The 25,967-nt window shown below is 42.2% G+C and carries 18 protein-coding genes and 6 tRNA genes; 21 read left to right on the top strand and 3 right to left on the bottom strand.

Annotated features, from left to right (window positions below):
• Positions 1 to 215 precede the first annotated feature (215 nt).
• The 12 genes from recA to H5114_RS01565 all read left to right on the top strand — a co-directional run bounded on the left by recA (position 216) and on the right by H5114_RS01565 (position 10,694).
• On the top strand, positions 216 to 1,280 hold the full coding sequence (gene recA, locus H5114_RS01620) for a recombinase RecA (RefSeq protein ID WP_124017574.1): 1,065 nt from the start codon (positions 216 to 218) through the stop codon (positions 1,278 to 1,280).
• Between the two features lie 782 nt (positions 1,281 to 2,062).
• Positions 2,063 to 4,687, top strand: coding sequence for an alanine--tRNA ligase (alaS, locus tag H5114_RS01615; RefSeq protein ID WP_182722024.1), 2,625 nt, complete (start codon positions 2,063 to 2,065; stop codon positions 4,685 to 4,687).
• A 457-nt stretch (positions 4,688 to 5,144) separates the two neighbouring features.
• Entirely contained in the window at positions 5,145 to 5,342 is a 198-nt protein-coding gene (gene csrA, locus H5114_RS01610; RefSeq protein WP_011636538.1) for a carbon storage regulator CsrA, read from the top strand.
• A 923-nt stretch (positions 5,343 to 6,265) separates the two neighbouring features.
• Positions 6,266 to 6,357: transfer RNA gene (locus tag H5114_RS01605), tRNA-Ser, on the top strand.
• 22 nt (positions 6,358 to 6,379) lie between these two features.
• Positions 6,380 to 6,456: transfer RNA gene (locus tag H5114_RS01600), tRNA-Arg, on the top strand.
• Between the two features lie 27 nt (positions 6,457 to 6,483).
• A tRNA-Arg gene (locus H5114_RS01595) sits at positions 6,484 to 6,560 on the top strand.
• Between the two features lie 27 nt (positions 6,561 to 6,587).
• Positions 6,588 to 6,664: transfer RNA gene (locus H5114_RS01590), tRNA-Arg, on the top strand.
• An 8-nt stretch (positions 6,665 to 6,672) separates the two neighbouring features.
• Positions 6,673 to 6,764 (top strand) — tRNA-Ser (locus H5114_RS01585).
• Positions 6,765 to 6,835: 71 nt separating this feature from the next.
• A tRNA-Arg gene (locus H5114_RS01580) sits at positions 6,836 to 6,912 on the top strand.
• A 601-nt stretch (positions 6,913 to 7,513) separates the two neighbouring features.
• Positions 7,514 to 7,756 (top strand): OadG family transporter subunit, encoded by a 243-nt coding sequence (locus tag H5114_RS01575; protein WP_124017572.1) that lies wholly within the window; start codon positions 7,514 to 7,516, stop codon positions 7,754 to 7,756.
• A gap of 13 nt (positions 7,757 to 7,769) precedes the next feature.
• On the top strand, positions 7,770 to 9,554 hold the full coding sequence (oadA, locus tag H5114_RS01570) for a sodium-extruding oxaloacetate decarboxylase subunit alpha (protein WP_182722023.1): 1,785 nt from the start codon (positions 7,770 to 7,772) through the stop codon (positions 9,552 to 9,554).
• Positions 9,555 to 9,563: 9 nt separating this feature from the next.
• Complete coding sequence (locus H5114_RS01565) at positions 9,564 to 10,694, top strand: sodium ion-translocating decarboxylase subunit beta (protein ID WP_124017570.1); 1,131 nt, start codon at positions 9,564 to 9,566, stop codon at positions 10,692 to 10,694.
• A gap of 288 nt (positions 10,695 to 10,982) precedes the next feature.
• Here H5114_RS01565 and H5114_RS01560 read toward each other — a convergent pair whose 3' ends face one another.
• Positions 10,983 to 12,230: a dicarboxylate/amino acid:cation symporter gene (locus H5114_RS01560; RefSeq protein WP_182697907.1), complete on the bottom strand. Its 1,248-nt coding sequence runs from the start codon at positions 12,228 to 12,230 to the stop codon at positions 10,983 to 10,985.
• Between the two features lie 566 nt (positions 12,231 to 12,796).
• Between H5114_RS01560 and H5114_RS01555 the strand changes: the two genes are divergently transcribed.
• From H5114_RS01555 to H5114_RS01530, 6 genes are all read left to right on the top strand, one after another.
• Positions 12,797 to 13,225, top strand: coding sequence for a YqaA family protein (locus tag H5114_RS01555; RefSeq protein WP_182697908.1), 429 nt, complete (start codon positions 12,797 to 12,799; stop codon positions 13,223 to 13,225).
• Positions 13,226 to 13,283: 58 nt separating this feature from the next.
• Complete coding sequence (locus tag H5114_RS01550; RefSeq protein WP_182722022.1) at positions 13,284 to 16,139, top strand: pitrilysin family protein; 2,856 nt, start codon at positions 13,284 to 13,286, stop codon at positions 16,137 to 16,139.
• A 312-nt stretch (positions 16,140 to 16,451) separates the two neighbouring features.
• A complete protein-coding gene (gene gshA / locus H5114_RS01545) occupies positions 16,452 to 18,095 on the top strand; it encodes a glutamate--cysteine ligase (RefSeq protein ID WP_371696918.1) in 1,644 nt (547 codons plus the stop codon).
• 3 nt (positions 18,096 to 18,098) lie between these two features.
• Entirely contained in the window at positions 18,099 to 18,533 is a 435-nt protein-coding gene (locus H5114_RS01540; protein WP_182697911.1) for a hypothetical protein, read from the top strand.
• A 74-nt stretch (positions 18,534 to 18,607) separates the two neighbouring features.
• Positions 18,608 to 19,225: a hypothetical protein gene (locus H5114_RS01535; RefSeq protein WP_124017565.1), complete on the top strand. Its 618-nt coding sequence runs from the start codon at positions 18,608 to 18,610 to the stop codon at positions 19,223 to 19,225.
• A 152-nt stretch (positions 19,226 to 19,377) separates the two neighbouring features.
• On the top strand, positions 19,378 to 20,556 hold the full coding sequence (locus tag H5114_RS01530; protein WP_182722021.1) for a methyl-accepting chemotaxis protein: 1,179 nt from the start codon (positions 19,378 to 19,380) through the stop codon (positions 20,554 to 20,556).
• A 100-nt stretch (positions 20,557 to 20,656) separates the two neighbouring features.
• Here H5114_RS01530 and purK read toward each other — a convergent pair whose 3' ends face one another.
• Complete coding sequence (gene purK / locus H5114_RS01525) at positions 20,657 to 21,742, bottom strand: 5-(carboxyamino)imidazole ribonucleotide synthase (RefSeq protein ID WP_124017563.1); 1,086 nt, start codon at positions 21,740 to 21,742, stop codon at positions 20,657 to 20,659.
• Positions 21,742 to 22,233, bottom strand: a complete 492-nt coding sequence (gene purE, locus H5114_RS01520) for a 5-(carboxyamino)imidazole ribonucleotide mutase (RefSeq protein WP_182697914.1) — start codon at positions 22,231 to 22,233, stop codon at positions 21,742 to 21,744. The genes purK and purE overlap by 1 nt, the downstream gene beginning before the upstream one ends.
• Positions 22,234 to 22,636: 403 nt before the next feature.
• On the opposite strand from purE, the gene H5114_RS01515 reads away from it, so the two are divergent.
• From H5114_RS01515 to H5114_RS01505, 3 genes are all read left to right on the top strand, one after another.
• Positions 22,637 to 24,448: a VWA domain-containing protein gene (locus tag H5114_RS01515; protein ID WP_182722020.1), complete on the top strand. Its 1,812-nt coding sequence runs from the start codon at positions 22,637 to 22,639 to the stop codon at positions 24,446 to 24,448.
• 90 nt (positions 24,449 to 24,538) lie between these two features.
• Positions 24,539 to 25,087: a sigma-70 family RNA polymerase sigma factor gene (locus tag H5114_RS01510; protein ID WP_182722103.1), complete on the top strand. Its 549-nt coding sequence runs from the start codon at positions 24,539 to 24,541 to the stop codon at positions 25,085 to 25,087.
• A complete protein-coding gene (locus tag H5114_RS01505) occupies positions 25,084 to 25,866 on the top strand; it encodes a hypothetical protein (RefSeq protein ID WP_182722019.1) in 783 nt (260 codons plus the stop codon). Before H5114_RS01510 ends, H5114_RS01505 begins: the two co-directional genes overlap by 4 nt.
• Positions 25,867 to 25,967: the final 101 nt, after the last annotated feature.

Here is a 25,967-nt window from a genome sequence, read left to right as displayed (position 1 = left end):
CTAGGGTATAAATAGATTCAAACAAAAAAGTATATGGAGATAAAATATTGATGTAAAAAGGCAATTCACTAAGGTTTAAAAAAAATTGCCCTCAGCACTTGATACTGTATGACTATACAGTATACTGATGAACATAATGAAATGGTTTACATCATTTCACCTAAGTCAAAATAGCATTTTACTAAACGTATTGAATGCCTTAAGAGGGTTTTATAATGAAGGTTGATCCAAACAAAGAGAAAGCGCTAGCCGCCGTATTAAGCCAAATTGAAAAGCAATTTGGTAAAGGCTCAATTATGAAGTTGGGCGAAGATCGCACAATGGATGTTGAAACTATCTCTACCGGTTCGCTTTCATTGGACATCGCACTTGGTGCGGGTGGTTTACCAATGGGACGTATCGTTGAGATTTACGGCCCAGAGTCATCAGGTAAAACCACATTAACTCTTGAAGTGATTGCCGCAGCGCAACGCGAAGGTAAAACCTGTGCGTTTATTGATGCTGAACATGCTCTTGACCCAATTTATGCCAAAAAGCTAGGCGTAGATATTGATAACTTACTTTGTTCACAGCCAGATACAGGCGAACAAGCACTAGAAATTTGTGATGCGTTAACGCGTTCAGGTGCGGTAGACGTAATCGTTGTCGATTCTGTTGCAGCATTAACACCAAAAGCAGAAATTGAAGGTGAAATTGGTGATTCGCATATGGGCCTTGCTGCGCGTATGATGAGCCAAGCGATGCGCAAACTTGCGGGTAACCTTAAGCAATCAAACACACTGCTTATTTTTATTAACCAAATTCGTATGAAAATTGGTGTAATGTTTGGTAGCCCTGAAACGACCACAGGTGGTAATGCACTTAAATTCTACGCATCTGTTCGTTTAGATATTCGTCGTACCGGTGCGATTAAAGATGGCGATGAAGTCATCGGTAATGAAACTCGCGTTAAAGTGGTTAAAAATAAGATTGCAGCTCCATTTAAGCAAGCTGAATTCCAGATCCTTTATGGACAAGGTATTAACCGTACCGGCGAACTAGTTGACTTAGGTGTTGCACACAAGCTGGTTGATAAAGCCGGTGCTTGGTACAGCTACAAAGGCGAAAAAATTGGTCAAGGCCGTGCCAATGCTGGTAAATTTTTGACTGAAAATCCAGCTATTGCCGATGAAATTAATATCACTCTTCGTGGCATGTTATTGAATGGTGGGGCTAACTCATCAGACTCAACCACTGAAAGTGATGAGAATATTGACCTTGAAACAGGTGAAGTATTCTAAATTAGCCAGTCATATTTATCGCGGTAGCGCTTCTGCGCGCCGCGAAAATTCCCGCCATAGAGTCGCCTCGTTACACGCACTCACCATCTTTTACACTCACCATATTTTAAAAGCCATCCAGTCTAAATGTTGCAGATAATGGCAAACTCAGAGCCTTTTAAGTGACACTTGTCATGCACAATGGCTAATCTTGCCAGCTATAGTCAACACCGCTTTAAGCAAAAAAATATCTAAAGCCTTTAACACCCTTGGTATGCATTTATTTGTGTTTGCTAATGTTAAGGTGATTGAATCATTTTTAAGTAAAGTTGGGTACATTGAGAAATGTACGGCGACAAGTTGCTCTATCAAATGTCGGTTAGGCTAAATAATATCCTTTTTAATAACATCCTTTTTAATAACATCCTTTTTAATCACATTATTTCTTATCACATCACGATTGTGCTGATTACCAGACTCGCCAAAATGTTAACTATCTTGGTTTCTTATGCGTTTGATTTGGTTGCTTATCAGATTGATTAGTCAAATTATGTCCTAGCTATGATCAACGAGCTTATTTATAGACAAGATAGAAATGCATATTCCGCTTAAATAATCAGTGGATTGAGTTCGCTATCTCCGTCGTTATCGGGCCAGTAGATCGTTATTCTATCGATTTTGTCGAGATTATAATCAACTGACTCAACTCGCTTCTTTCGACAAATTCAGTATATAATGCCTACATTTACTAGCTTGCATATCAAGCTCGTTACTTTTGTATTTTCTCTATTCAGGGCCATTTCATGTTTCAGACTACAGCAGAGTTAAGAAGTGCATTTTTAAAGTACTTTGAAGATAACGGACATCAGGTTGTTGATAGCAGCTCGCTCGTTCCCACTAACGACCCAACACTGTTATTTACCAATGCGGGTATGAATCAGTTTAAAGATGTGTTCCTCGGTATGGATAAGCGCAACTATAGCCGAGCAACAACATCACAACGTTGCGTTCGTGCTGGTGGTAAACATAACGATTTAGACAATGTGGGTTATACCGCTCGTCACCACACTTTTTTTGAAATGTTGGGTAATTTCAGTTTTGGCGATTATTTTAAAGAAGATGCGATCCGTTTTGCATGGACCTTTTTAACTGAAACCCTCAAGCTGCCAAAAGATCGCTTATGTGTCACCATTTATGAAACAGATGACGAAGCCTATGAACTTTGGACGCAAAAAATTGGTGTTGCACCTGAAAATATGATCCGTATTGGTGATAATAAAGGTGGCGCGTTTGCGTCTGATAACTTCTGGCAGATGGGTGATACCGGACCTTGTGGCCCATGTAGCGAAATTTTCTATGATCATGGCGATCATATCTGGGGTGGTCGTCCTGGTACGCCTGAAGAAGACGGCGATCGCTTTATTGAAATCTGGAATATTGTATTTATGCAATATAACCGTCAAGCCGACGGTGAAATGTTGCCATTGCCTAAACCTTCGGTTGATACAGGTATGGGCATTGAGCGTATTGCAGCAATTATGCAAGGTGTGCATTCAAACTACGAAATCGATATCTTTAAACAACTCATCGCAAAAACGGCTGAAATTATTGGTGTATCTGATTTAGAAAATAAATCATTACGGGTTATTGCTGATCATATACGTTCTTGTGCATTTTTAATTGCCGATGGGGTTATGCCATCAAACGAAGGCCGTGGTTATGTATTGCGTCGTATTATTCGTCGCGCAGTTCGTCACGGTAATAAGCTTGGTGCTACCGATGCATTTTTCTATAAGTTAGTCCCAACACTCATTAGCGTTATGGGTGATGCAGCTAATGGGTTAAAACAAACACAAGCCATTGTTGAAAAAGCCTTAAAAGCAGAAGAAGAGCAGTTTGCTCGTACACTTGAGCGTGGCTTAGTGATTTTGGATGGTGCGCTAAATACGCTACAAGGTAATACTTTAGATGGTGAAACGGTATTTAAACTGTATGACACTTATGGTTTTCCAGTTGATTTAACCGCTGATGTTTGTCGTGAACGTGATATTAATGTTGATGAAGCAGGCTTTGAAGTCGCAATGGCGGAGCAAAGAAGTCGCGCACAAGCCGCAGGTAACTTTGGCGCAGATTATAATAGCCAATTAATTATTGATGCAGAAACCGCATTCAGTGGTTATACCGAGTTAACTGGTCAGCCTAATGTGATTGGTTTATATGTTGACGGTAAAGCGGTTGATACTGTGGTTGCCGGTCAAGATGCCGTTGTTGTGCTAGATAATACGCCATTCTATGCAGAGTCCGGTGGACAGGTGGGCGATAAAGGTCAACTGACAGCTGAAGGTTTACTGTTTATTGTTAACGACACGCAAAAGTTTGGCCCTGCTATTGGTCATGAAGGTCAATTAAGCCAAGGCAAATTAGTTATTGGTCAGCAGTTAATTGCGCAAGTGGATCAAAATTTACGTCATCGTACTCAGTTAAATCATTCCGTCACTCACTTACTGCATGCTGCATTACGTCAAGTGTTAGGCTCGCATGTGTCTCAGAAGGGCTCATTAGTTAACCCTGAGCGCTTACGTTTTGACTTTGCTCATTTTGAAGCGGTTAAAGCTTCAGAGTTAAAAGCGGTAGAAGATCTAGTCAATACTCAAATTCGCCGTAACCATGAACTTTGCACCACTGAAATGGCCATTGACGAAGCTAAAGAAAAAGGCGCCATGGCATTATTTGGTGAGAAATACGATGACCAAGTCCGCGTGGTGACTATGGGGGATTTCTCTATCGAGCTATGTGGTGGTACTCATGTTGGCCGTACTGGTGATATTGGGTTATTTAAAATCACTTCTGAGGGTGGTATTGCTGCCGGTGTGCGTCGTATTGAGGCTGTCACAGGTATCGCAGCAATGGCTTATATTGCCGATCAACAAGCAGTATTAGATGAAGCTGCGCAATTACTTAAATCAGACAGTGCTTCAGTTGTGGCTAAGTTAAAAGCCCAGTTAGATAAAGTGAAGCAATTAGAAAAAGATTTGTCGCAGTTAAAAGATAAGTTAGCTGCAGCAGCCAGTGCCGATATGGCGGGTGATGCAGTCGACATCAATGGGGTTAAGTTGTTAGTTAAGCAGCTTGATGGCATTGATCCTGGTTCACTTCGTGGTTTACAAGATGAGCTGAAACAAAAGCTTAAATCTGCGATTATTGTCTTAGGTACGTCTAAAGACGGTAAAGTTAACTTAATTGCTGGTGTCAGCAATGATTTAACTAAAAAAGTTAAAGCGGGTGAGTTAGTGGCAATGGTCGCACAGCAGGTTGGCGGTAAGGGCGGCGGACGCCCAGATATGGCTCAAGCGGGTGGTACTCAGCCTGAGAATTTAGCCGCCGCATTAGCCTTGGTTGCACCTTGGGTAAACGAACGTTTAAGCTAATTAAATCTGTAAATTAACGATTTATCGGCAATTGAGTCATAAAGTCTACTATATGCAGCTTTATGACTTGAGTGCTATCAGTAGATTTGGCATAGTGAACTAACTTGCTAACAGTAAAAGCGTTTAAAAGGATTACCAGTGTCAGACAATGCTTTTTTTTGTGCTCAAGTGTAGTACTCTGATTTGGTATTTGTTTTTCCATTGCTAGCGTTTTTGTTATTGGTTTGCCGTATTGGATTGTTTAACCAGCGAGTCGTATCGTGAATGTGATTAATTGACGGTTAACCTCGTTTCAAAAGATGAAAATCATCAAGTTTTATGATTTCTTAAGAGAATATGCTTTATAAACCGACGTATTCAGAAATTGATACTATGATTTTATGTAAAGCAGACCTTATAATGAGCGCATATTACGGATAAAGCGTGTTATGCAGATTGAACTTAAAGGAGCAGTCGAATGCTAATTTTGACTCGTCGTGTAGGCGAAACATTAATGATCGGTGACGAAGTCACAGTTACTGTGTTAGGTGTTAAAGGTAACCAGGTACGTATCGGTGTCAATGCACCTAAAGAAGTCTCTGTTCATCGTGAAGAGATCTATCAACGTATTCAGTCTGAGAAGTCAGGTACCCCTTCTGAAGGTGGTAATTACTAAGTTCGAGCATATTTGATCGATATCAAAAAGTCAGCATTTGCTGACTTTTTTGTTTTCTGCATGTGAGATATTTCTGGCGGTTAAACAGGGCGGTTAAGTTTATATCCAGTATGGTTAGTCAAAGCGCTGCATATTATTTAAGTTAAGGCTTACTCGCATCTGTGTACCACAGCAGAGTGATTATATTGATAATAGATAGCCCATTCTCAATATACGGGCGAAGACTAAATACAGGAGCGCTCAGGCGTGTTAGTTGCCCTTTCTTCAACGACGAGCCCAATCCGTTATCGTAGTGATCCAATAGGAGGATGCCTATTCTATGTTGCAAAGCAAAATGTTTTGCCTCTTGGCTAACCCTCCAGACGAGGTTGAAGTATTAGCTCTACGCGAGTGATATTAAAAACAGCCTCCATGGCTTTGATTAAGACCTTGTTAAAGTATTTTACTGACACTCTAATATGAGCATTGGAAATCGCTTGGTTTTATTGTGTTGAGTCAGCATTAATCTATCTCAAACGATTTGCCCTAGTTGAGCTGGCATTAAGTGGTCAATTATCGTTCAGATTATCAACTACATAAAAAATACTTAAACCGTTCATGTTAATCATTATGGTCACATTAATTATGACAAATGGCCTGGCGAAATTTTAATCTTCAAAACCTCGTCTAAGTTAGTTAATTGATATGCTGATAATGTCGTTTGTAAAAAAAGTTTTTTATCGCTAAATTTCTAACAGACTTAACAGCGAGATAATGAGATTAAGGAAGATTATTTAAATCAATTTTCACTGAAAAGAACACTGTTTTTGTGACTATTTGAGTCTATTATCCCCAATGTGCTTAAAAACACTCCAAATGAAGTTAGGTTTCCTAAAAAGGGTTTGACTTATTTTCATCAAACAGTAATATGTGCGCCAAGAAACGGAGAGGTGGCCGAGTGGCCGAAGGCGCTCCCCTGCTAAGGGAGTATGGGCTTTAAATCCCATCGAGGGTTCGAATCCCTCCTTCTCCGCCATTTCTTACAATAGATATACGATGCGGATGTAGCTCAGCTGGATAGAGTACCTGGCTACGAACCAGGCGGTCGGAGGTTCGAATCCTCCCATCCGCACCATTATCTATTATAGTGTTAAACATGAATGCGCGTGTAGCTCAGCTGGATAGAGTACCTGGCTACGAACCAGGCGGTCGGAGGTTCGACTCCTCCCACGCGCACCATTCATGTTTCACTAAAACCCAATTTATGCGCGTGTAGCTCAGCTGGATAGAGTACCTGGCTACGAACCAGGCGGTCGGAGGTTCGACTCCTCCCACGCGCACCATATATTGCGGAGAGGTGGCCGAGTGGCCGAAGGCGCTCCCCTGCTAAGGGAGTATGGGCTTTAAATCCCATCGAGGGTTCGAATCCCTCCTTCTCCGCCATTCATTAAGTATAGTTAGCATTTTAATGCTAACTACAGCGATACTGATGAATGGCATGTTGTAACGATTTTGCGCGTGTAGCTCAGCTGGATAGAGTACCTGGCTACGAACCAGGCGGTCGGAGGTTCGACTCCTCCCACGCGCACCATAATAAAAAAGCCCTGCATTATTGCAGGGCTTTTTTTATGGTTCATTTTTAGACTATTTTCTTATCCACGCCTAAGCCCTTTATCAACAAAAGCTGATATTTACATCTTTATTCACTTATCTCCCAAGTCGTGATTTGTTATTCATTTTATCAAGCTGTTAAATCAATAAAATATGACTCATATCGTTGTTCTTATCATGGTTTTACTAATTTAAAGCTTATTAAGCGAAATTCATTGATGATTTAATAAATTATGCCTGTATTTATTGAGATTTATTGATCCAACCTCATCTAATATCACTAATTTGGTAAGACCAATTTACAAAAAGATAGCATTGTGGCGCTAATTTGTTTATATTTTGTGACGGTTTTTTGGGTTTTAATCTCAGTTTGCAGTTTTACCATGAAAATACAACTTCATTGAATACGCGTTCAACATGAATATTTATGCTTTATTGAATAGTTGATGCGCTTTATGTAATCGTTAACGGTGTTCCTGTCTTGGTGCAGGTTTGTGATATTGCACCGCGATCGCGCATTAGCGCACGATACATAATAGCCAGCGTGATAGTTTGATGTTTAATAGAAAAAGTGAGGACACATGACATCGATATCAGAGCAGTTATCTGATGCACTTGGCATTATGGTAATGGGCATGGGCTTAGTATTTATTTTTTTGAGTATCTTAATCATTGGTATTGGCATTGTTGCCAAGCTTTTTCCTGCACCTATCGAGGAGCCTGTCACTGGGCCAGCAACGACAGGTTGTGCAAAAACCGTTGGGATAGATCCTAAGTTGGTTGCCGCTATCACTTCTGCGATACATCAATACCGCGCAAAATAATTTTGGAGTCATTATGATCAAGCCGTTAGCATTAACCGATGTTGTCCTGCGTGACGCACACCAATCAATACTCGCAACACGTTTACGTATTGACGATATGTTACCTATTGCACCACTGTTAGACAAAATAGGCTTTTGGTCTCTTGAGTCATGGGGAGGGGCCACATTTGACTCTTGTATTCGCTATTTAGGTGAAGACCCTTGGGATCGCATTCGTGAACTCAAAAAAGCTATGCCTAATACCCCGCAGCAAATGTTGCTTCGAGGCCAAAATTTATTAGGTTATCGTCATTATGCCGATGATGTTGTTACGCGTTTTGTCGAACGAGCGCATACCAATGGCGTCGATGTCTTTCGTATTTTTGATGCGATGAACGACGTGCGTAATCTTGAAACCGCGGTTAAAGCGGTTAAAAATGTTGGCGGTCATGCTCAAGGAACAATTTCTTTCACTACTAGCCCAGTTCATTCTGTTGATACTTGGGTCGATATGGCAAAGCGTTTAGAAGATATGGGCGCTGATTCATTATGCATTAAAGACATGGCTGGTTTACTTAAACCGATGCAAGCTTACGATCTGATCAGCCGTTTAAAATCGCAAACCGACCTAATGGTGTCGATGCATTGTCATGCAACAACGGGCCTGAGCACGGCTACATATCAAAAAGCCATTGAAGCAGGTGTTGATGTGCTCGATACCGCTATCTCTTCAATGAGCCAGACTTACGGCCACAGCGCCACCGAAACCTTAGTGGCTATGGTTGAAGATACTGACAGAGCAACCGGTTACGATATGGTATTGCTAGAAGAGATTGCCGCTTACTTTCGTGAGGTGCGTAAAAAGTATGTGCGTTTCGAAGGTGCATTAAAAGGTATCGACTCACGTATTTTACGCGCTCAAGTGCCTGGTGGCATGTTAACCAACATGGAAAATCAATTAAAAGAGCAGGGCGCTGCTGATAAAATGGATGCCGTGCTTGAGGAGATCCCGCGGGTGCGTGAAGACTTAGGATTTCTTCCATTAGTCACCCCAACATCACAAATTGTTGGTTCGCAATCGGTGATTAACGTATTAATGGGCGAGCGTTATAAGTCCATGACCAAAGAAACCGAAGGCGTGTTAAAAGGCGAATACGGTGCGACGCCAGCGCCGGTTAATGCTGAGCTTCAGGCTAGAGTGTTAAAAGGCGAGCAGCCTATTACTTGTCGGCCGGCAGATTTGATTGCACCCGAACTCGACAAACTACGTAATGAGTTAGCTGAAATATCTGCAGATCAAGGTATCTCGTTAGCTGAAGACGTTGACGATGATGTAATGACTTACGCCTTGTTCAATCAAATTGGTCTGCAATTTCTTAAAAATCGCGGTAATCCGGATGCATTTGAACCTATACCAAGCGCCGACGATCTTAACGTTAAAGTCGATAGCGGCCCTGCAACGTATCGCGTCAATGTAGAAGGTCAGCATTTTGTCGTCGAAGTCAGCGAAGGAGGGGAAATAAGTCACATTGCGCCAGCTTCCGCTTCAGCCGCGCCAGCAGTTGCAACGCCAACTCAAATTGCCTCACCGCCTGCAGGCGAGGTTAAGTGCACTATGGCTGCGCCATTATCGGGTAATATTTTTAAAGTGCTAGTGAGCAATGGTCAAGCGGTAACAAGCGGTGAAGTGATCATCATCCTTGAAGCAATGAAAATGGAAACTGAAATTCGCGCTCAACAAGATGGTGTTGTCACTCAGTTAATAGTTAAACAAGGTGACAGCGTAACCGTAGGTTCAGCATTGTTATCATTAGCATAAGAGGTCGAGATGGAAGGATTATTGGCCTTTTGGGCAGAAACGGGTATCGCTAACTTTACTGGTGGCCAACTGCTAATGATGGCTGTTGGTTGTTTGTTATTATTTTTAGCAATAATGAAAGGTTTTGAACCGTTATTATTATTACCCATTGGATTTGGGGCAATATTAGCCAACATTCCTAATGCCGGCTTTACTGATGAAGGTGGTTTATTATTTTACGCTTATCATGTTGGGATCGAGACTGGGGTGTTCCCGTTGCTCATCTTCATGGGTGTCGGTGCATTAACTGATTTCGGCGCACTAATTGCTAACCCTAAAACGCTACTACTGGGTGCGGCTGCACAATTTGGTATTTTTGCCACCTTGCTCGGTGCTATTGCCTTAAATTGGGTGCCTGGGTTTGAGTTTAGTATGCAAGATGCTGCAGCCATTGCGATTATTGGTGGTGCAGACGGTCCAACGGCGATTTTCTTAGCCTCTAAACTCGCGCCAGAATTGTTAGGGGCAATTGCTGTTGCTGCATATTCATATATGGCACTCGTGCCGCTTATTCAGCCGCCAATTATGAAACTGCTCACGACCAAAGCCGAGCGTGAAATCAAAATGGAGCAATTGCGTGAGGTCAGTAAGAAAGAGAAAATTATTTTCCCACTGATGGTGCTTGGTTTAACCATTTTGTTTTTACCCGCGGCAACGCCCTTAATTGGCATGTTCTGCTTGGGTAATTTAATGCGCGAATCTGGCGTGGTTGATCGTTTATCAAAAACAGCTCAGAACGAGTTAATCAATATAGTGACGATATTTTTAGGTCTAGCCGTTGGGTCTAAGTTATCTGCGGATCAATTTCTTCGTATAGAAACGTTAGGTATTTTAATCCTGGGGGCGGTTGCATTCAGCATTGGTACCGCTTCTGGTGTATTGATGGCTAAATTAATGAGTAAGCTTTCTGGTGGAAAAATTAATCCACTTATTGGTGCCGCTGGGGTTTCTGCCGTGCCAATGGCTGCCCGTGTGGTTAATAAAGTTGGTTTAGAGGCTAACAACCAAAACTTCTTGCTGATGCACGCGATGGGACCTAACGTTGCCGGTGTTTTGGGCAGTGCTGTCGCTGCTGGTGTGTTATTGGCTGTTTTGGGCTAAAGCGTCTATTTTCTGCTTAAGCAGACTCATCGAAATGCAGCCTAAATCTTAATGGCTTTAGGCTGTTTAGTGAGTCTACTAAGTTGATTTGATTCGTCTGTTTACTGTTGATTATTATGGGGATGGTGGGATTAAAATGGTCTAATTTTGCTTAGCTTTTTTAATCTTTAAAGCGGTTACTGTGGTATTTAGTCGTACGAAGAGAGATTTGTCTTTGCAATTAATAGCAATAAGCCAGCACGATAAAGTGCTGGCTTATTCATTTATACAATATTGTTTTCGGTGTTATTAAGCTGTTTGTTCAATTGGCTTGTCATCCGAGTAAAACTGTTCAACATCAAGCTGACCTTCGCTCTTACCAATAACAACCGCGGTCATCATGTCGCCAGTGACATTCGTTGCCGTGCGGATCATGTCAATAATACGGTCAATAGCCGCAATAAAGGCGATACCTTCAAGTGGTAAGCCTATTACGCCTAATGTCACAGTTAACATCACCATCGCGCTACCTGGCACACCTGCGGTACCGACAGAAGCAACCGTTGCCGTGACTGCAATTAACATATAGTCGGTCATGTCGAGCGGGATACCGTAAATTTGTGCAATAAAAATGGCGGCAATCGCAGGGTAAATACCACCACAACCGTCCATGTTCATTGTTGCGCCCAAGGGTAATACAAACGCACTGTATCGTTTTGATACGCCCATCGCCTCTGAACAACGGGTACTGGCAGGTAAGGTTCCGAAACTTGATGCAGTACTGAAGGCTACGATTTGCGCTGGCATGGCTTTACGGAAAAATTGCACAGGACTTAACCCTGCAGCAAACTTTACTAACCCGCCGTAAACAAAAATGATATGGATGAGTGCGGCAATATAAATCGCCATAATAAACTTACCTAATGGTAATAATGTGCTCAAACCATACTCACCTACAACCCACGCCATTAGGCCAAATACGCCAATTGGTGTCAGTTTTAGCACCATACGGGTTAATTGAAACATCACTTCAGCACCAGCTTCAATAACGTTCTTTAACGGTGCGGCTTTTTCGCCGACTGCATTAATGGCAATACCAACTAGCGCGGCAAATACGATGATTTGCAACACATTGCCATCAGCTAATGATGCAAACGGATTGACTGGGATCATGTTGAGCAACACTTGGGCGAAGCCTGGAATATCACGCTCGCGCACCTCTGTTGTGGCTAAAGCAAGATTGCCGCCCATATCGATCAGACTGCCGACCGTTAAGCCAATAAATGAAGCAATTGTGCCGGTAAACATAAACATGGCTAACGTTTTAAAGCTTAAACGCTTTAAATTACCCTGCGAGCCTAGAGAGGTAATGCTGACCACAATGGCACAAAATACTAAAGGCGCGACCAGCATTTTAATGGCACTAATAAACAAATCACCCAGCGGTTTTAACATTATCGCCGATTCGCCTAATCCGACACCTGTGAGTGTGCCTAAAACAAAGCCAGCAATGACTTTCTGCCAAAAAGGGATGCGTTTGAGGGTTTGCAATATCATGAAAGTTCCAAATTATGTCATTATGGCGCTACTCAATTTGAGTAGACAAGGTCGTTGTGCGAGACTCATTATGTTTATTAATGAGTTATGAATTACTAAAAAGTTAACCCCTCTATTGGCGACATCGTGCGATATTACTGGCTAGTCTTTAAAAAAATAGCCGGTATTAACGCTTAATAACGATCAATTAAATTCGTTAAGGTTAATAAATATTAATCGTATTGTATGAAGTGATCGAATGACAAACAACGTTATTTTATTATAACTTATAAGAATAAATAAATTTGTTATTATAACTTTAAGTATTTCACTCCCTATTAACGTATTTGCATGATAACGACTTTAATTTTGTCAGTTTAGTCAGAAAAGCTTGCGTTTTTTGCGTAATTCATCGTTTTACCACTAGGGTGTTTAGGTCAATATCTTGGCCTGAGATACATCATTTTAAGATTGATGCACCGGATCTTGAGCGAGATATGTTGGGCTTACATTCATATTAAAGGCTCAATAAAAATAAATTGAATAGTGAACATAATGAAACTATTAATGAGTATTAAGGTCTATTGATGACAAATTTATGGTTAATGTTCAGCGGTGCGTTTTTAGCCGCCACCTTACTGCCTGGTGGCTCTGAAGTCTTACTGGTAGCTTTACTTAATCAAACCCCCTCTTCATGGCTTGAATTATTGATACTGGCTAGTATCGGAAATACACTCGGGGCGATAACCAGTTATGGTCTTGGTCGAGCAGGGCGATTAGCCAAAAATCCTCAAGATATTCAAAGCCGACAATATCGTTATGCGCTTGCGTGGATAGAAAAATATGGTACGTGGGCGTTACTGTTATCTTGGTTACCAATAATTGGTGATTTATTATGTTTACTGGCTGGATGGCTTAAAATTCCTATTGTGCCGGCATCATTTTTTATGTTTGTCGGTAAGCTTATCCGTTATAGCCTCATAGTGTTACTGGTGATGTATTCGGTCGATTTTTGATAGCCATTATCTGTGTAACCGTCATGGTTATATTTGTTATAAAAGGAAGGAATCAGTTTTGAAACTAAATGTAAATAAATGGATACTGGCTGCTGCCATCAGCGCAGCGTTGAGTGGTTGTGCATATAACGCTCAGCAAGCATCGAGTTTACCCCAAGGTGTCACCTTAATCGAAATCGCGACCCCGCAAGAAAACCAAGTGAGTATTCCCTATAAAAAATATCAGTTAGCCAATGGTCTAACGGTTATTTTACATCAAGATAAGTCAGATCCTTTGGCTCATGTCGATGTGACTTATCATGTGGGATCGGCGCGAGAACTAGCAGGGCGCAGTGGTTTTGCCCATTTATTTGAGCACATGATGTTTCAAGGTTCACAGCACGTTGAGGATGAACAACATTTTAAAGTGGTGACCGAAGCGGGCGGAACATTAAACGGCAGTACCAATACTGATAGAACCAATTACTTTGAAACGGTTCCGAGTAACCAGTTAGAAAAAATGCTGTGGTTAGAGTCGGATCGTATGGGTTTTTTACTGCCAGCGCTCACCAGCGAAAAATTTGAGGTGCAACGTGAAACCGTTAAAAATGAGCGCGCTCAGCGCATCGATAACCGCCCTTATGGTCGTTTGAATGAACGTTTTAACCAAGCATTCTATCCTGCGAGCCATCCTTATTCATGGCCTGTTATTGGTTGGCCAGACGACTTAGATCGCGCCACAGTCGATGACGTTAAACATTTTTTCCAACGTTGGTATGGACCTAACAATGCCACCTTAACCATTGGTGGTGACATTGATGAAATGCAAACATTGGCGTGGGTGAATAAATATTTTGGGGAAATTCCAGCGGGACCAGTCGTCAAGCCTGAAGCGAAAACCATGGTCACATTGGATAAAACTCGCTATATCTCGATGGAAGATAAAGTACACCTACCGCTTATTTACGTCGGGTTTCCAACCGTTTATGCGCAGCACAAAGACGAGGCAGCCCTCGATTTACTGGCTAATATTCTTGGCGGCGGTAAAACATCACTGATTTATAAGAATTTAGTTAAAGATGGCTATGCAGTGCAAGCTGCGGTCAGTCATCCATGCCAAGAGCTGGCCTGTCAGTTATCACTTTATGCAGTGGCCAATCCCGCTAAAGGTGGCAGTCTTGCCGATCTTGAAACTCGAATTAATCAGACTATCAATGAGTTTGAACAACGTGGCGTAACCGACGATGACTTACAAAAAGTGAAAGTGCAGTTCGAAGCCAATACTATTTTTGGTATGCAGAGTGTGGCCGGTAAAGTGTCCACCCTTGCTGCAAACCAAACCTTCTTTGGTCAGCCTGACATGGTGGCATCTGATTTAGCTCGTTATGCTAACGTCACCAAAGCCGATGTGATGCGCGTTTTCAATACTTACATTAAAAACAAACCCATGGTGGTGATGAGTATTGTCCCTGAAGGGCAAACGCAATTGATTGCTCATGCAGATAATTTTATACCAAGCACTATGCCTATTGCACAAGAAGCGGTCACAGGATTAACCAACATCACTTTTGCAAAGTCTTCATTTAATCGCAATAAAATGCCTTCATCTGCTGCCGCACCTTTGTTAACCGTTCCGCAATTGTGGGACAGCAAGCTTGCCAATGGCATCGAAGTGATGGGCACTGAAAGTGATGAAACCCCAACCGTTGAACTGCTTATTTATCTTGATGGTGGTCATCGATTAGACCCAGCTAACAAAGCCGGTTTAGCAGAATTAACTGCATCTATGCTTAATGAGTCAAGCGAGCTGCGAAGCAGTGAAGATTTAGCAGGCGCGCTTGATATGCTTGGGTCATCCATTAGCTTTGGTTCCAGTGATTCACAAAGTTATATCAAGGTATCGAGTTTGACCGAAAATCTTGATGCTACGCTGGCACTGGTTAAAGAGCGTTTGTTTAGTCCTGGTTTTGTTGCCGCTGATTTTGAACGGGTTAAGCAACAACAATTGCAAGGCTTACAACATCAGCTGTCCGATGCTAACTATCTCGCTAGCACGGGTTTTTCTGCTTTGTTGTATGGTGAAAATAGTCCGTTGGGCATAAGCAGTGATGGTACGATTAACACCATATCAGCATTAACTCTTGATGATGTGAAGCAGTTTTATCATCAGCAGTACAGTGCCGGTAATGCTCAGATAGTGGTGGTATCAGACTTAAGCCAGCAGCAGATCATGCCGAAGTTGTCGATGTTTGCTCAGTGGCAAGGTGAGGCAACGCACTTTGCTGCATTACCTGCATTGCCAACCCACCCTAAAAATATTATTTATTTGATTGATAAACCGGGTGCGGCTCAATCGGTTATTAATATTGGTCAGGTGTCGTTACCCTATGATGCTACCGGTGATTTCTTTAAAGCCTATTTGATGAACTACCCATTAGGTGATGCGTTTAATAGTCGAGTTAATCTAAATTTACGTGAAGATAAAGGTTACACCTATGGTGCTCGCACTCAATTTAGTGGTGGTGAAGATACCGGTAAATTTATGGCTTATGCAAGTGTGAGAAGTGATGTCACAGGCTTATCTTTGGCTGAGTTTGTCAAAGAAATTAACGCTTACCAAGCGTCAGGTATGACAGACGAAGAAAGTGCCTTTATGCGCAGTTCAATTGCCCAAAGCCAAGCATTAGAATACGAAACACCGTATCAAAAAGCGGGCTTTTTAAGAATGATCCAACGCTATCAGTTAGCTCAAGATTTTACGGCTGAGCAAGACCAAATCGTCAACAGTATTTCGACGGATGAACTAAATAAATTGGCCAGTAAGTTACTTAATATCAACGATATGGTTATGTTGGTGGTGGGAGATAAAACCACAGTTGAACCGCAACTAAAAGCGCTAGGATATCAGGTTGAAATGGTCACGCTTGCTGACTAGTTGAACACTTGTTCCTAATAGGGTTAACAGTCGCCTTGAAATAAGTTAATGTTAACCCTATATAGATATAGCCCAAGCTATTTTAAAATAGGTTGGGCTATATCGTATGCTTTAATCGTAATATCATTCTGTGTCGGTTAATGAGTGAATAGCAGAGAATGTTTAAGGATCCATTAACGGTGACATAGAGTGTTGCCGTTTTTAATTTCACCCTCATAAACACGCTAATTATACTGAGTTACACTTTTTTCGCGTTTTCAGTAATAATCTCGTTTATTATCAGGTCCAGCTGTTTACTCGCAATGCGAATCCATAAAAGAGAGTAGTAAATTGAAGTCTTTCAATGAAAAAGTCGAACACTTAAGCGACACTCAAGGCCGTGAGGCTTTATTGGGCATGTCACGTGGTATTGAACGTGAAGCATTGCGTATTGATGAAAATGGCCATCTAGCACAAGACGAACACCCAAAAGCGCTTGGTTCTGCTCTTACTCATTCGCGTATCACTACCGATTATAGTGAAGCTTTATTAGAATTTATTACGCCGGTAAGCCACAGTGTTGATGAGTTATTAGATGGGTTAACCCAAACCCATGCATATAGTGTGCGCAATTTAAACGGCCAAAAATTGTGGCCTGTCAGCATGCCATGTTACGTCGGTGACGTCAGTGATATTCCGGTTGCACGTTATGGTAGTTCCAATAACGGTAAAATGAAAACGCTATACCGCAAAGGATTAACCCATCGCTATGGTGCGTTAATGCAAATTATTTCCGGGGTGCATTTTAATTTTTCTGTGTCGCAAGATTTATGGCAACGCCTGTATGACGACAAAATTGCTAATGGCAATGGCAGCGCTTGTTGCAGTAAAAATATTAGCCTTGAAGATTTTATCTCAGAATCCTACTTCGGCCTTATTCGAAATTATCGTCGTTTAGTGTGGGTATTACCGTATTTGTTTGGCTCGACGCCGGCATTATGCAGTTCGTTTATTAAAGATCAAGATGTCGATTTTGAGTTTCAAAAAACCGGTAAAGGCACCTTGTATCTGCCTTATGCAACGTCACTGCGCATGAGTGATTTAGGTTATACCAATAAAGAACAAGACACGCTGAATATTAGTTACAACTCATTGCCTGAATACCTTGAGGGTGTGGGCGCTGCGATTAAGATGCCCTCGAAAAGTTTTGCTAAAATCGGCATTAATGTCGATGGAGAGTATCGCCAACTCAACAGCAATATATTACAAATTGAAAATGAGTTTTACGCCCCCATACGCGCTAAGCGTGTGACCAAGAAAGGTGAAAAACCTTCACAAGCTTTATCGCGTGCAGGGGTTGAGTATATTGAAGTGCGCGCTTTGGATGTGAATCCATTTAGCCCTGTTGGTATTGACGCCACTCAAGTGCGTTTTCTTGATCTGTTCCTGTTGTATTGCCTATTATCTCCTTCTGAAAATACTGATGAGGTCGGTGAGGCTGAAATTGCCGCTAACTTAAAAGCCGTCGTATTAGAAGGCCGTAAGCCAGGACTTGAACTACAGCGTAATGGCAAAAATATTGGATTAACGCAATGGATGCATGAACTCTTTGCACAATTAGACACTATCGCTAAGCTGCTCGACGGCGATGATAGCTATGCCTACAAAACTGCATTGAATACTTGGTCAGAAGCCATTGATAACCCAAACAAAACGTTATCAGGTCGAGTGATGAATGAGGTCGTCCTTAAAGGTACCGATCACGGCGTGTGGGTTAAACAATTGGCTAATGATTACCACGAGTTTTTAAGCCATTACCCATTAAGTGATGAGATTACAAAATCTTATGAGGATGAGGCGAAAAAATCTTTACTTGAATTACAAAGTTTAGAGGCTCAACCACAAGATAATTTTGCGGTTTTCTTACAAAATTATTTTAATGACGTTGTGCCTGCTGGCACTTTCGAGGCGAAATAAGCGATGCAATTTTATTCATCTTGGCGAGCACTGCTGGTTGCGGGCGCGGCATTGGCTATTCAGGGCTGTGCCTCATCGCCAGATGATATGGTTGAATGTGGTACTGTGTCGAGCTATGTAGAGCCCGACAACAGTGCTAATTTATATCGTGTTGTGGTCACTCATTTAGACGGCGTGCCAGTTATTTCAAGACCGAATTATCTATTATCGCCAGGCGAACATACATTTACTGTGGCAGAACTGATTAACTCACCAGATTTGAAAGTGTCATTATCAGCTCGTAAGGTAAAAATGCTTTCGGTTAATGTCGTTGCCGAGCAGCAATACCATATAGCGGCTAAATTCAATACCGATAAAATCTATATTGGTCAAAATCAAGGCTATTGGCAGCCAATAGTTTGGCAAACCGAATTTCATCAATGTGAAATGAAACGCTAAGCATAATTGCATTGATTTTTAATTGATGTAAAACTAAATCCAGAATCAATATCTTAGGTGCTGGTAGAGGTGTTATGAAGTGTTTTTTAGGTATCGTTAGCGTTGTTTTATCTCTGTCATTAGCGGGCTGTGCCACTTCGCCTCCAAAAGAGCCTGATAATTTATGTTCTATTTTTAAAGAACATCGTTCGTGGTATGACGCAGCGGTTAATACACGTGAAAAATGGGGCGTGCCTGTACATGTTCCTTTAGCGATGATGTATCAAGAAAGTTCTTTCAAGCATAATGCTGCACCACCAATGGAATACTTTTTAGGTTTTATCCCCACAGGACGTGCCAGTGACGCTTATGGATATGCGCAAGCCAAAACCATGACTTGGAACGATTATGTTCGTGAAACAGGTAACAGTTGGTCTAGCCGCAGCGACTTTGACGATGCGATGGATTTTATGGGTTGGTTTATCTACAAAACAAATAAAATTAATGGTGTATCCAAGTGGGATGCTAAAAACCAATACTTAAATTACCATGAAGGCTGGGGCGGTTATAAACGTGGCAGCTATAAAGCCAAAAAATGGTTAGTCCCGGTAGCGAATAAAGTCGATCAACGTTCAAAACGTTATGCTGCGCAATATCATCAATGCAAAGAGAATTTAGATTCGTCATGGTTGTGGCGATTATTTTTTGATTAACCATATAGCCTCCTTGTGAGGCTATTTATTGTGCGTAAAACATCCACTTACTCCTTAAATACACTCGATTGTAATAGTTGTGTTTACATTTTGTTAAATCGTTAATATCCTGCATTGTGTAAAATGTTGTCAACGATATTGCGGATCCCAATATGCAAACTCAAAATAATAATAAATTGCAGTTAAAAGTGGTGCTACTTCCGGCGCTATGCCTGGTGCTAGCAATGTTGGCGATTTTTTTTATGTCAGCGCCAGTTGATCAATCTACGGTGTTAATCTTGCTAGGGTGCACTTTAGTGATCCAGTCAGGGCTTGGCTGGTTGTTATTTAATCAAGCGATTAACCAGCGTTTAGCGGCACTTCAAGATTATTTAGCCTTAGTCGTGAGTACTGAAACCGCACCACAGAAGCGCCTAGTCGATCCGATTGATGATCAACTCGGTCACATAACTAACCAGTTCAGTGCCTTTATTGAAGGCTTAAAAGTCGTTTTAGCTGAGATTAGACAAGATGTACAAACTTTTCACCATGGCTCACAGGTACTCACTGAGCGAATGAGTTTAGCCGAGCAGTCGATTAGCAATAGTCATGGTGAGAACGAACATATCACCTTATCTTTAAACGCCATTACTCAAACCGCAGATGACTTATCCTTAAGTGCTGATGAACTTAAATCGACCTCAGTTAACCTGACCCAGTTATTACAGTCTGGTAATCAAGACGCTATCGCCAATCACCAAAGTATGACTGATTTCACCAATGGCATTGACGTTATGGTGAACGACTTAGATCTACTCAATAAAGACAGTCAGAAAATTGGTAGCGTACTTGAGGTGATTAAAAGTATTGCAGAGCAAACTAACTTATTGGCACTTAATGCCGCTATCGAAGCCGCTCGTGCAGGTGAGCAAGGCCGAGGTTTTGCTGTGGTTGCTGACGAAGTGCGAGCATTAGCCTCGCGCACCCAAGAATCCACCGTCGAGATACAAACCATAGTGGAAGCACTGCAAATTAAAGCTAATAATGCGGTTAATGGCATCAGTAAAAGCCAGCAGATAAGCCAAGTCGGCCTGCAACAATGTCAGCGAGTCACTCAAGCATTTGATAATATTGAAGTGGTATTTACCCAGCTTGACAGTGTCGCCAGCAACATTGCTGATAGTATTTTGGGCCAGCAAGCATCGACTAATTCAATTAATCAACGTGCGGCAAAAATGTCGAGTTTAAGCCAAGATGTTCATGACCATTTAACTGTGATAGCCGAGCGGGCGCAACAGCAAAAAGTCACCGCTAACAAGCTTGATCAAGAGTTAACCCGAGTGTGCGTGTAGTTGTGTTTGCCGCTAAAAAACTGACATAAAAAAGGAGCCTAGGCTCCTTTTTTATTAACGTGTTTATTGCCAAGCGCTTGGCAAATTGACCGGGCAAAATTTACTTGGCAAACTCAGCTAAAATCCAATCTAATGGTGCTTGATACTGTTGTGGCATCCACGTTTTAAGCTGATTGATACTGTCAGTCAGCATAGGGTTATTATGCACAGACAGATTCAAATGACCCACTTTGCGCCCCACGCGAACGTCTTTGTTATACCAAAACAGCTCCGCATTAGGCAGGCTTAACCAGCGATCGTCTTTATCAACGCCGATAAGGTTTACCATCACGCATTGAAAATTCACTTGTGGCTGATGCAAAGGTAAGTTACATAAAGCCCGTAAATGCAATTCAAACTGATTGATATGGCAACCCGCTTGGGTCCAATGGCCAGAATTATGCACCCGCGGTGCTAACTCATTCACCATTAAGTGTTCACCAACACGGAAACATTCCATTGCCATTACACCGACGTATTCAAGACCATGCATGACCTTGCTTAGCATGTCTTCCGCTTCAGCTTGCAAAGGAGCTAGGCGGCTTAATGGCGCGATAGAGGCCATTAAAATACCGTCTTGGTGCAAGTTAAGTGTTAGTGGGTAGAACAAACAGCGGCCATCTTGAGTGCGAACACCAACGATCGACACTTCTTCATCGAAGTTAATCGCTTGTTCGGCAATTGCTTCGTTGCGCCAATCGGCAGGGATGGTTGTCGATTCTGCCTGTTTTAACCAATGTTGGCCTTTACCGTCATAACCGCCGGTGCGACGTTTTAATAATACCCGCTCACCATAAGCCTTATGCAGGGCTTCGGTGCTGGTATTGTCATCGACCAATTGCCAAGGTGATGTGGCGACAGCTAATTCATCGAGCAAACTTTTTTGAGTAAAGCGATCCGCTAAACGACCAAATACTGGACCATTAATAAAATGTGGGTGTTGGCTGAGTTGTAAACTCAGCTGTGACTCTGGCCATTGCTCGCGTTCAGCGGTAATGATGTCATCAGCTTCTAGCGGTAATTGCGCATCTGATGGCGTCATAATATCAACTGGACGCACATTAATGCCTAACGGCTGGCCAGCATGACTGAGCATGGCGCCTAATTGACCGTCACCCAATACCCAAAGATTTTTTGGCAAAGTCATTAGTCTTCTCTCGGATCGGGATTATCAAGGACCGAGCGGGTTTGCTCATCACGAAATGCTTCTAAACGTTCAGCTAAAGCGGCATCGCTAATCGCCAAAATTTGACTGGCTAATAAACCGGCGTTAAATGCACCAGCAGTACCGATAGCCAAGGTGCCAACGGCAATCCCTTTAGGCATCTGTACAATAGACAATAGACTGTCCATGCCAGATAGTGCTTTGCTTTGTACTGGGACACCCAGCACAGGTAAACGAGTTTTAGAGGCGATCATGCCAGGTAAATGGGCTGCGCCACCTGCGCCACCAATAATGACTTTATAGCCTTTATCGGCAGCGGAACTTGCAAATTCCATTAGCTTGTCAGGTGTTCTGTGAGCTGAAACGACTTCAACATGGTAAGGCACTTGTAACTTATCCATAATTTCAGCGGCGGCTTCCATCGTAGGCCAATCACTTTTCGAACCCATTACAACAGCAACTAGGGCTTGCATGTTAACTCCTTAACGTACTTATTCTATTAGTATATTTAGTTAATTCGCTCATCAGGATACCGCGGCGATTAACGTCAATATTAAGGCGATAAAAAAGGTGCTAGATAATAGCATAAGCCGTGCTCTGTTGGCTGCAATTCAGTGTTTTATGAGGCTAACACTCAGTTTCTAAATACGAAAACTAAGCTGGAACATCCAAGTTATCACTCGCTCAGATTTTTATTGGTGCTGGTTTCAATCGCGACGAAATGATCATTTAAATAACCCTTTTTACTTATCTCGTCGTTATTAGTCGCAAACGCCATCTTGTTTGGTTATCGCCAGTAGGCTTATAGCCAATCGAGCGATCACAAATGAGTTGATGAAAAGCGCTTGATAAAAGCAAAATGATGAGGGAAACAGCATGAACACTAAAATAAGTCATAACCTAAGTTATCACTGCAAGCGGTTACAGCACAGTGTGTTAACCATAACGATAAGTGCCATGATTGTTAGTGGCTGCGCACCAGAACCCAAAGAAGGCTCTCAATCTAAGGCGCAAGATGCGACGATTGAAGTTGAATCATCACTTCAGCAAGCGTCAAGCAAACAGGGGCAGATACAGGCTTTGAATGATGCATCACCAGTTTCATACCAACAAGCAGCCAGTATTGTCACTGAAGAACGGCAATTGACACGCACAAAATCCATTGATCATCCAGCTGGTTATAGCAATAATGATAAGTTTGCATCGGTAGTGCAAAACGGCAATATGGTTGCGGGTGAAACACCTGTATCAACCTTTTCAATTGATGTTGATACAGGCAGTTACAGCACCACGAGAAAATTGATTAATCAAGGTCAGTTGCCGCTTAAAAATAGCGTCAGAGTAGAAGAGCTGGTTAATTATTTTAGTTATGATTATCCCGCACCAACAAGAGAGAATACGCCATTTAGTGTGACAACAGAGCTTGCTCCTTCACCTTATAATCAAGATACTCAGTTACTGCGGATTGGTATTAAAGGTTATGACATTGCGCCCGACAAGCTCGGAGCCAGCAATTTAGTGTTACTTCTGGACGTGTCTGGTTCAATGTCATCTAACGATAAATTGCCCTTATTGAAACAAGCACTGCTGATGCTCAGTCAGCAGTTATCGGCGCAAGATAAAGTGTCGATTGTGGTGTATGCGGGATCCAGTGGTGTGGTGTTAGACGGTGTCGCTGGTAATGACTTTAGCGCGATTAACATCGCACTCAATCAGTTAAGTGCGCAAGGCGGCACTAACGGTAGCCAAGGGATTCAGCTGGCGTATCAAATAGCACAAAAGCACTTTATCGAAAACGGCAGTAACCGCGTTATTTTGGCCACAGATGGTGACTTCAACCTTGGTATGACAGATCATCAACAATTAGTTGATTACGTTGCCAGTCAAAGTAAAAAGGGGATTGGCTTATCAACCCTAGGTTTTGGTCTAGGCTCCGGCACTGCCAGTTATAACGACCATTTGTTAGAGCAATTATCAAACAAAGCCAATGGTCAGTATGCCTATATTGATACCCTCAATGAGGCCCGAAAAGTCCTTGTTGACCAACTTCATGCCACCCTGCTAACCATTGCTCATGATGTCAAAATACAAATCGAGTTTAATCCTGCTGTCGTGTCAGAATATCGCTTAATTGGTTATGAGAATCGCATGTTAAATCGCAGCGACTTTAACAATGATGCCGTCGATGCTGGCGAAATTGGTGCGGGGCATACTGTGACTGCTTTATATGAACTGCGTTATAACGACAGCCATCAGCGCTTAGTTGATCCACTGCGTTATGCTCAGAGCCAGTCTGAGTCGGTTAGTGGGGCTAAAGACACTAATGAAAGTCGAAGTGGGCAGTTAAGTACTGTGAATGAAGTGGCATTTTTAAAGTTGCGCTATAAAGCTATTGGCGAACAAGCTAGCCAATTAATAACTTATTCGATCAGCCGTGATCAGCAGTTAACACATTTACACCAAGCCAGTGATGATTTTCGCTTTGCTGCCGCCGTCGCCGGATTTGGCCAATTACTTAATCATAATGATTATGTCCACGATACTGATTATACTAAGTTAATTACGCTTGCAGAGTCAGCTATGGGCCAAGACCATTTTGGTTATCGCCATGAATTTGTGCAAATGCTTAAAACCGCGAGTGTACTTTCCCAAGCGTTAGCGCCGGGTGTCAATCGGCTTAATCAATAAGTGCATAATTAAAAGGATTAAATAGTGTCAACATTGAAACAGCCTACGCAACAGACTTTTGCCATACAAGCCGGCAGTGACGAGCAGCTGATGTTAGATTATCAGGCCGGCGATATGGATGCCTTTGAAACCTTGTACCGTAAGCATAAAGGACCTTTGTATCGTTATTTTGTCCGCCAATTACATCAACAGCAGTTAGCAGAAGATTTATATCAAGATACTTGGGGTAAAGTGATTACTGCTGCAGCGCAATATCAGGTAACGGCTAAATTCACCACATGGTTATATAAAATTGCCCACAACTTATTGATAGATCATGTGCGTGCGGTTAAGCCACTGGACAAGGTGGCTCCACTTGGTGAAGACGAGACTATGGATAGCCTAGAAGCTGATAGCCAAGCCTCACCAGAGTCGCAATTACAGCAACAGCAACAAGTCGATATGATGAAGCAATGCATTGCAAAACTGCCGCCTGTACAAAAAGAGGCTTTTTTACTCAATATCGAAATGGGTATGACCGCTGCCGCGATAAGCGATATTGCTAATGTGACTTTAGAAGCCACAAAAAGTCGTATTCGATATGCTTATCAAAGTATTAAGCAATGTATCGCTAACCAATGGCAGGAGACATCATTATGAGTCAGCAACAAGATCATGATGCAGAGTTCACTGCATTACTAACAGAAATCAAAGATGCTTACCATCAGCAACCTTTAGAGCAGCCATCGGCTGAACTGGATGAGGCTATTTTAGCCAAGGCGCGAGCGGGATCTCATGTATCTGCTCAAGGCAAAAAGTCGACAAAGTCACTGTGGCAACGTAATGCCTGGGCATTTTCAAGTGCTGCATCAGTGTTGCTGGTGGCTGGATTGTTTATGTTAAATCCAAGCATACAGCAGCAAGTGGGTATCGACCTTGAGCCGAGTTCATCGGTGCAGCCTGCTTTATTACAACAGACTAAGAGGCTTTCAGCTGATGCTGCAACCGAAAAGTCGATAGTGGTAGAAGGTTTATCGAGCAGTGCCGAGCGTGGTGAAAATCAACCTCTCAGTCGTGGCGCCGCCAATATCGAGTCCGCCAGTGCTGCGCCAGCACAATCGGATACAAAACAAGCTGTTGTCCCCAAAGGCAATGAAGCCCAATCGCCAAAAAATGCGCATGGATTACAATCGCTTGCTAATAACAACGAGGTGCAATTAATGAAGCAGCAAGATGAAAGTTCACTAAAAGGTGATATTCATTTAGATACGCCTGATGTCGCATTGGCCCGATTAACCGTATTAATGGCAGACAATAAGCTGATTCAGGCGGAACGTTATATGCTCACTATCGATCAACGCTTCCCTGAGCTATCAGATCCGTCGCATCCACTTTATGAGCAATACCATAAAATTAAACTGCAGCTAACCTCTCGATAATTCACGCATAACACTCGTGAAAATACTCTCAATAACCCAACGGCTAAGCAAATACTGCTTAGCCGTTTTTGGTTACATTTTTGTGCTGCAAAAACAGCCAT

This window comes from Shewanella sp. SR43-8, assembly GCF_014163775.1.
GTDB lineage: Bacteria > Pseudomonadota > Gammaproteobacteria > Enterobacterales > Shewanellaceae > Shewanella > Shewanella vesiculosa.
This window is presented reverse-complemented; position numbering and strand designations above follow the sequence as displayed.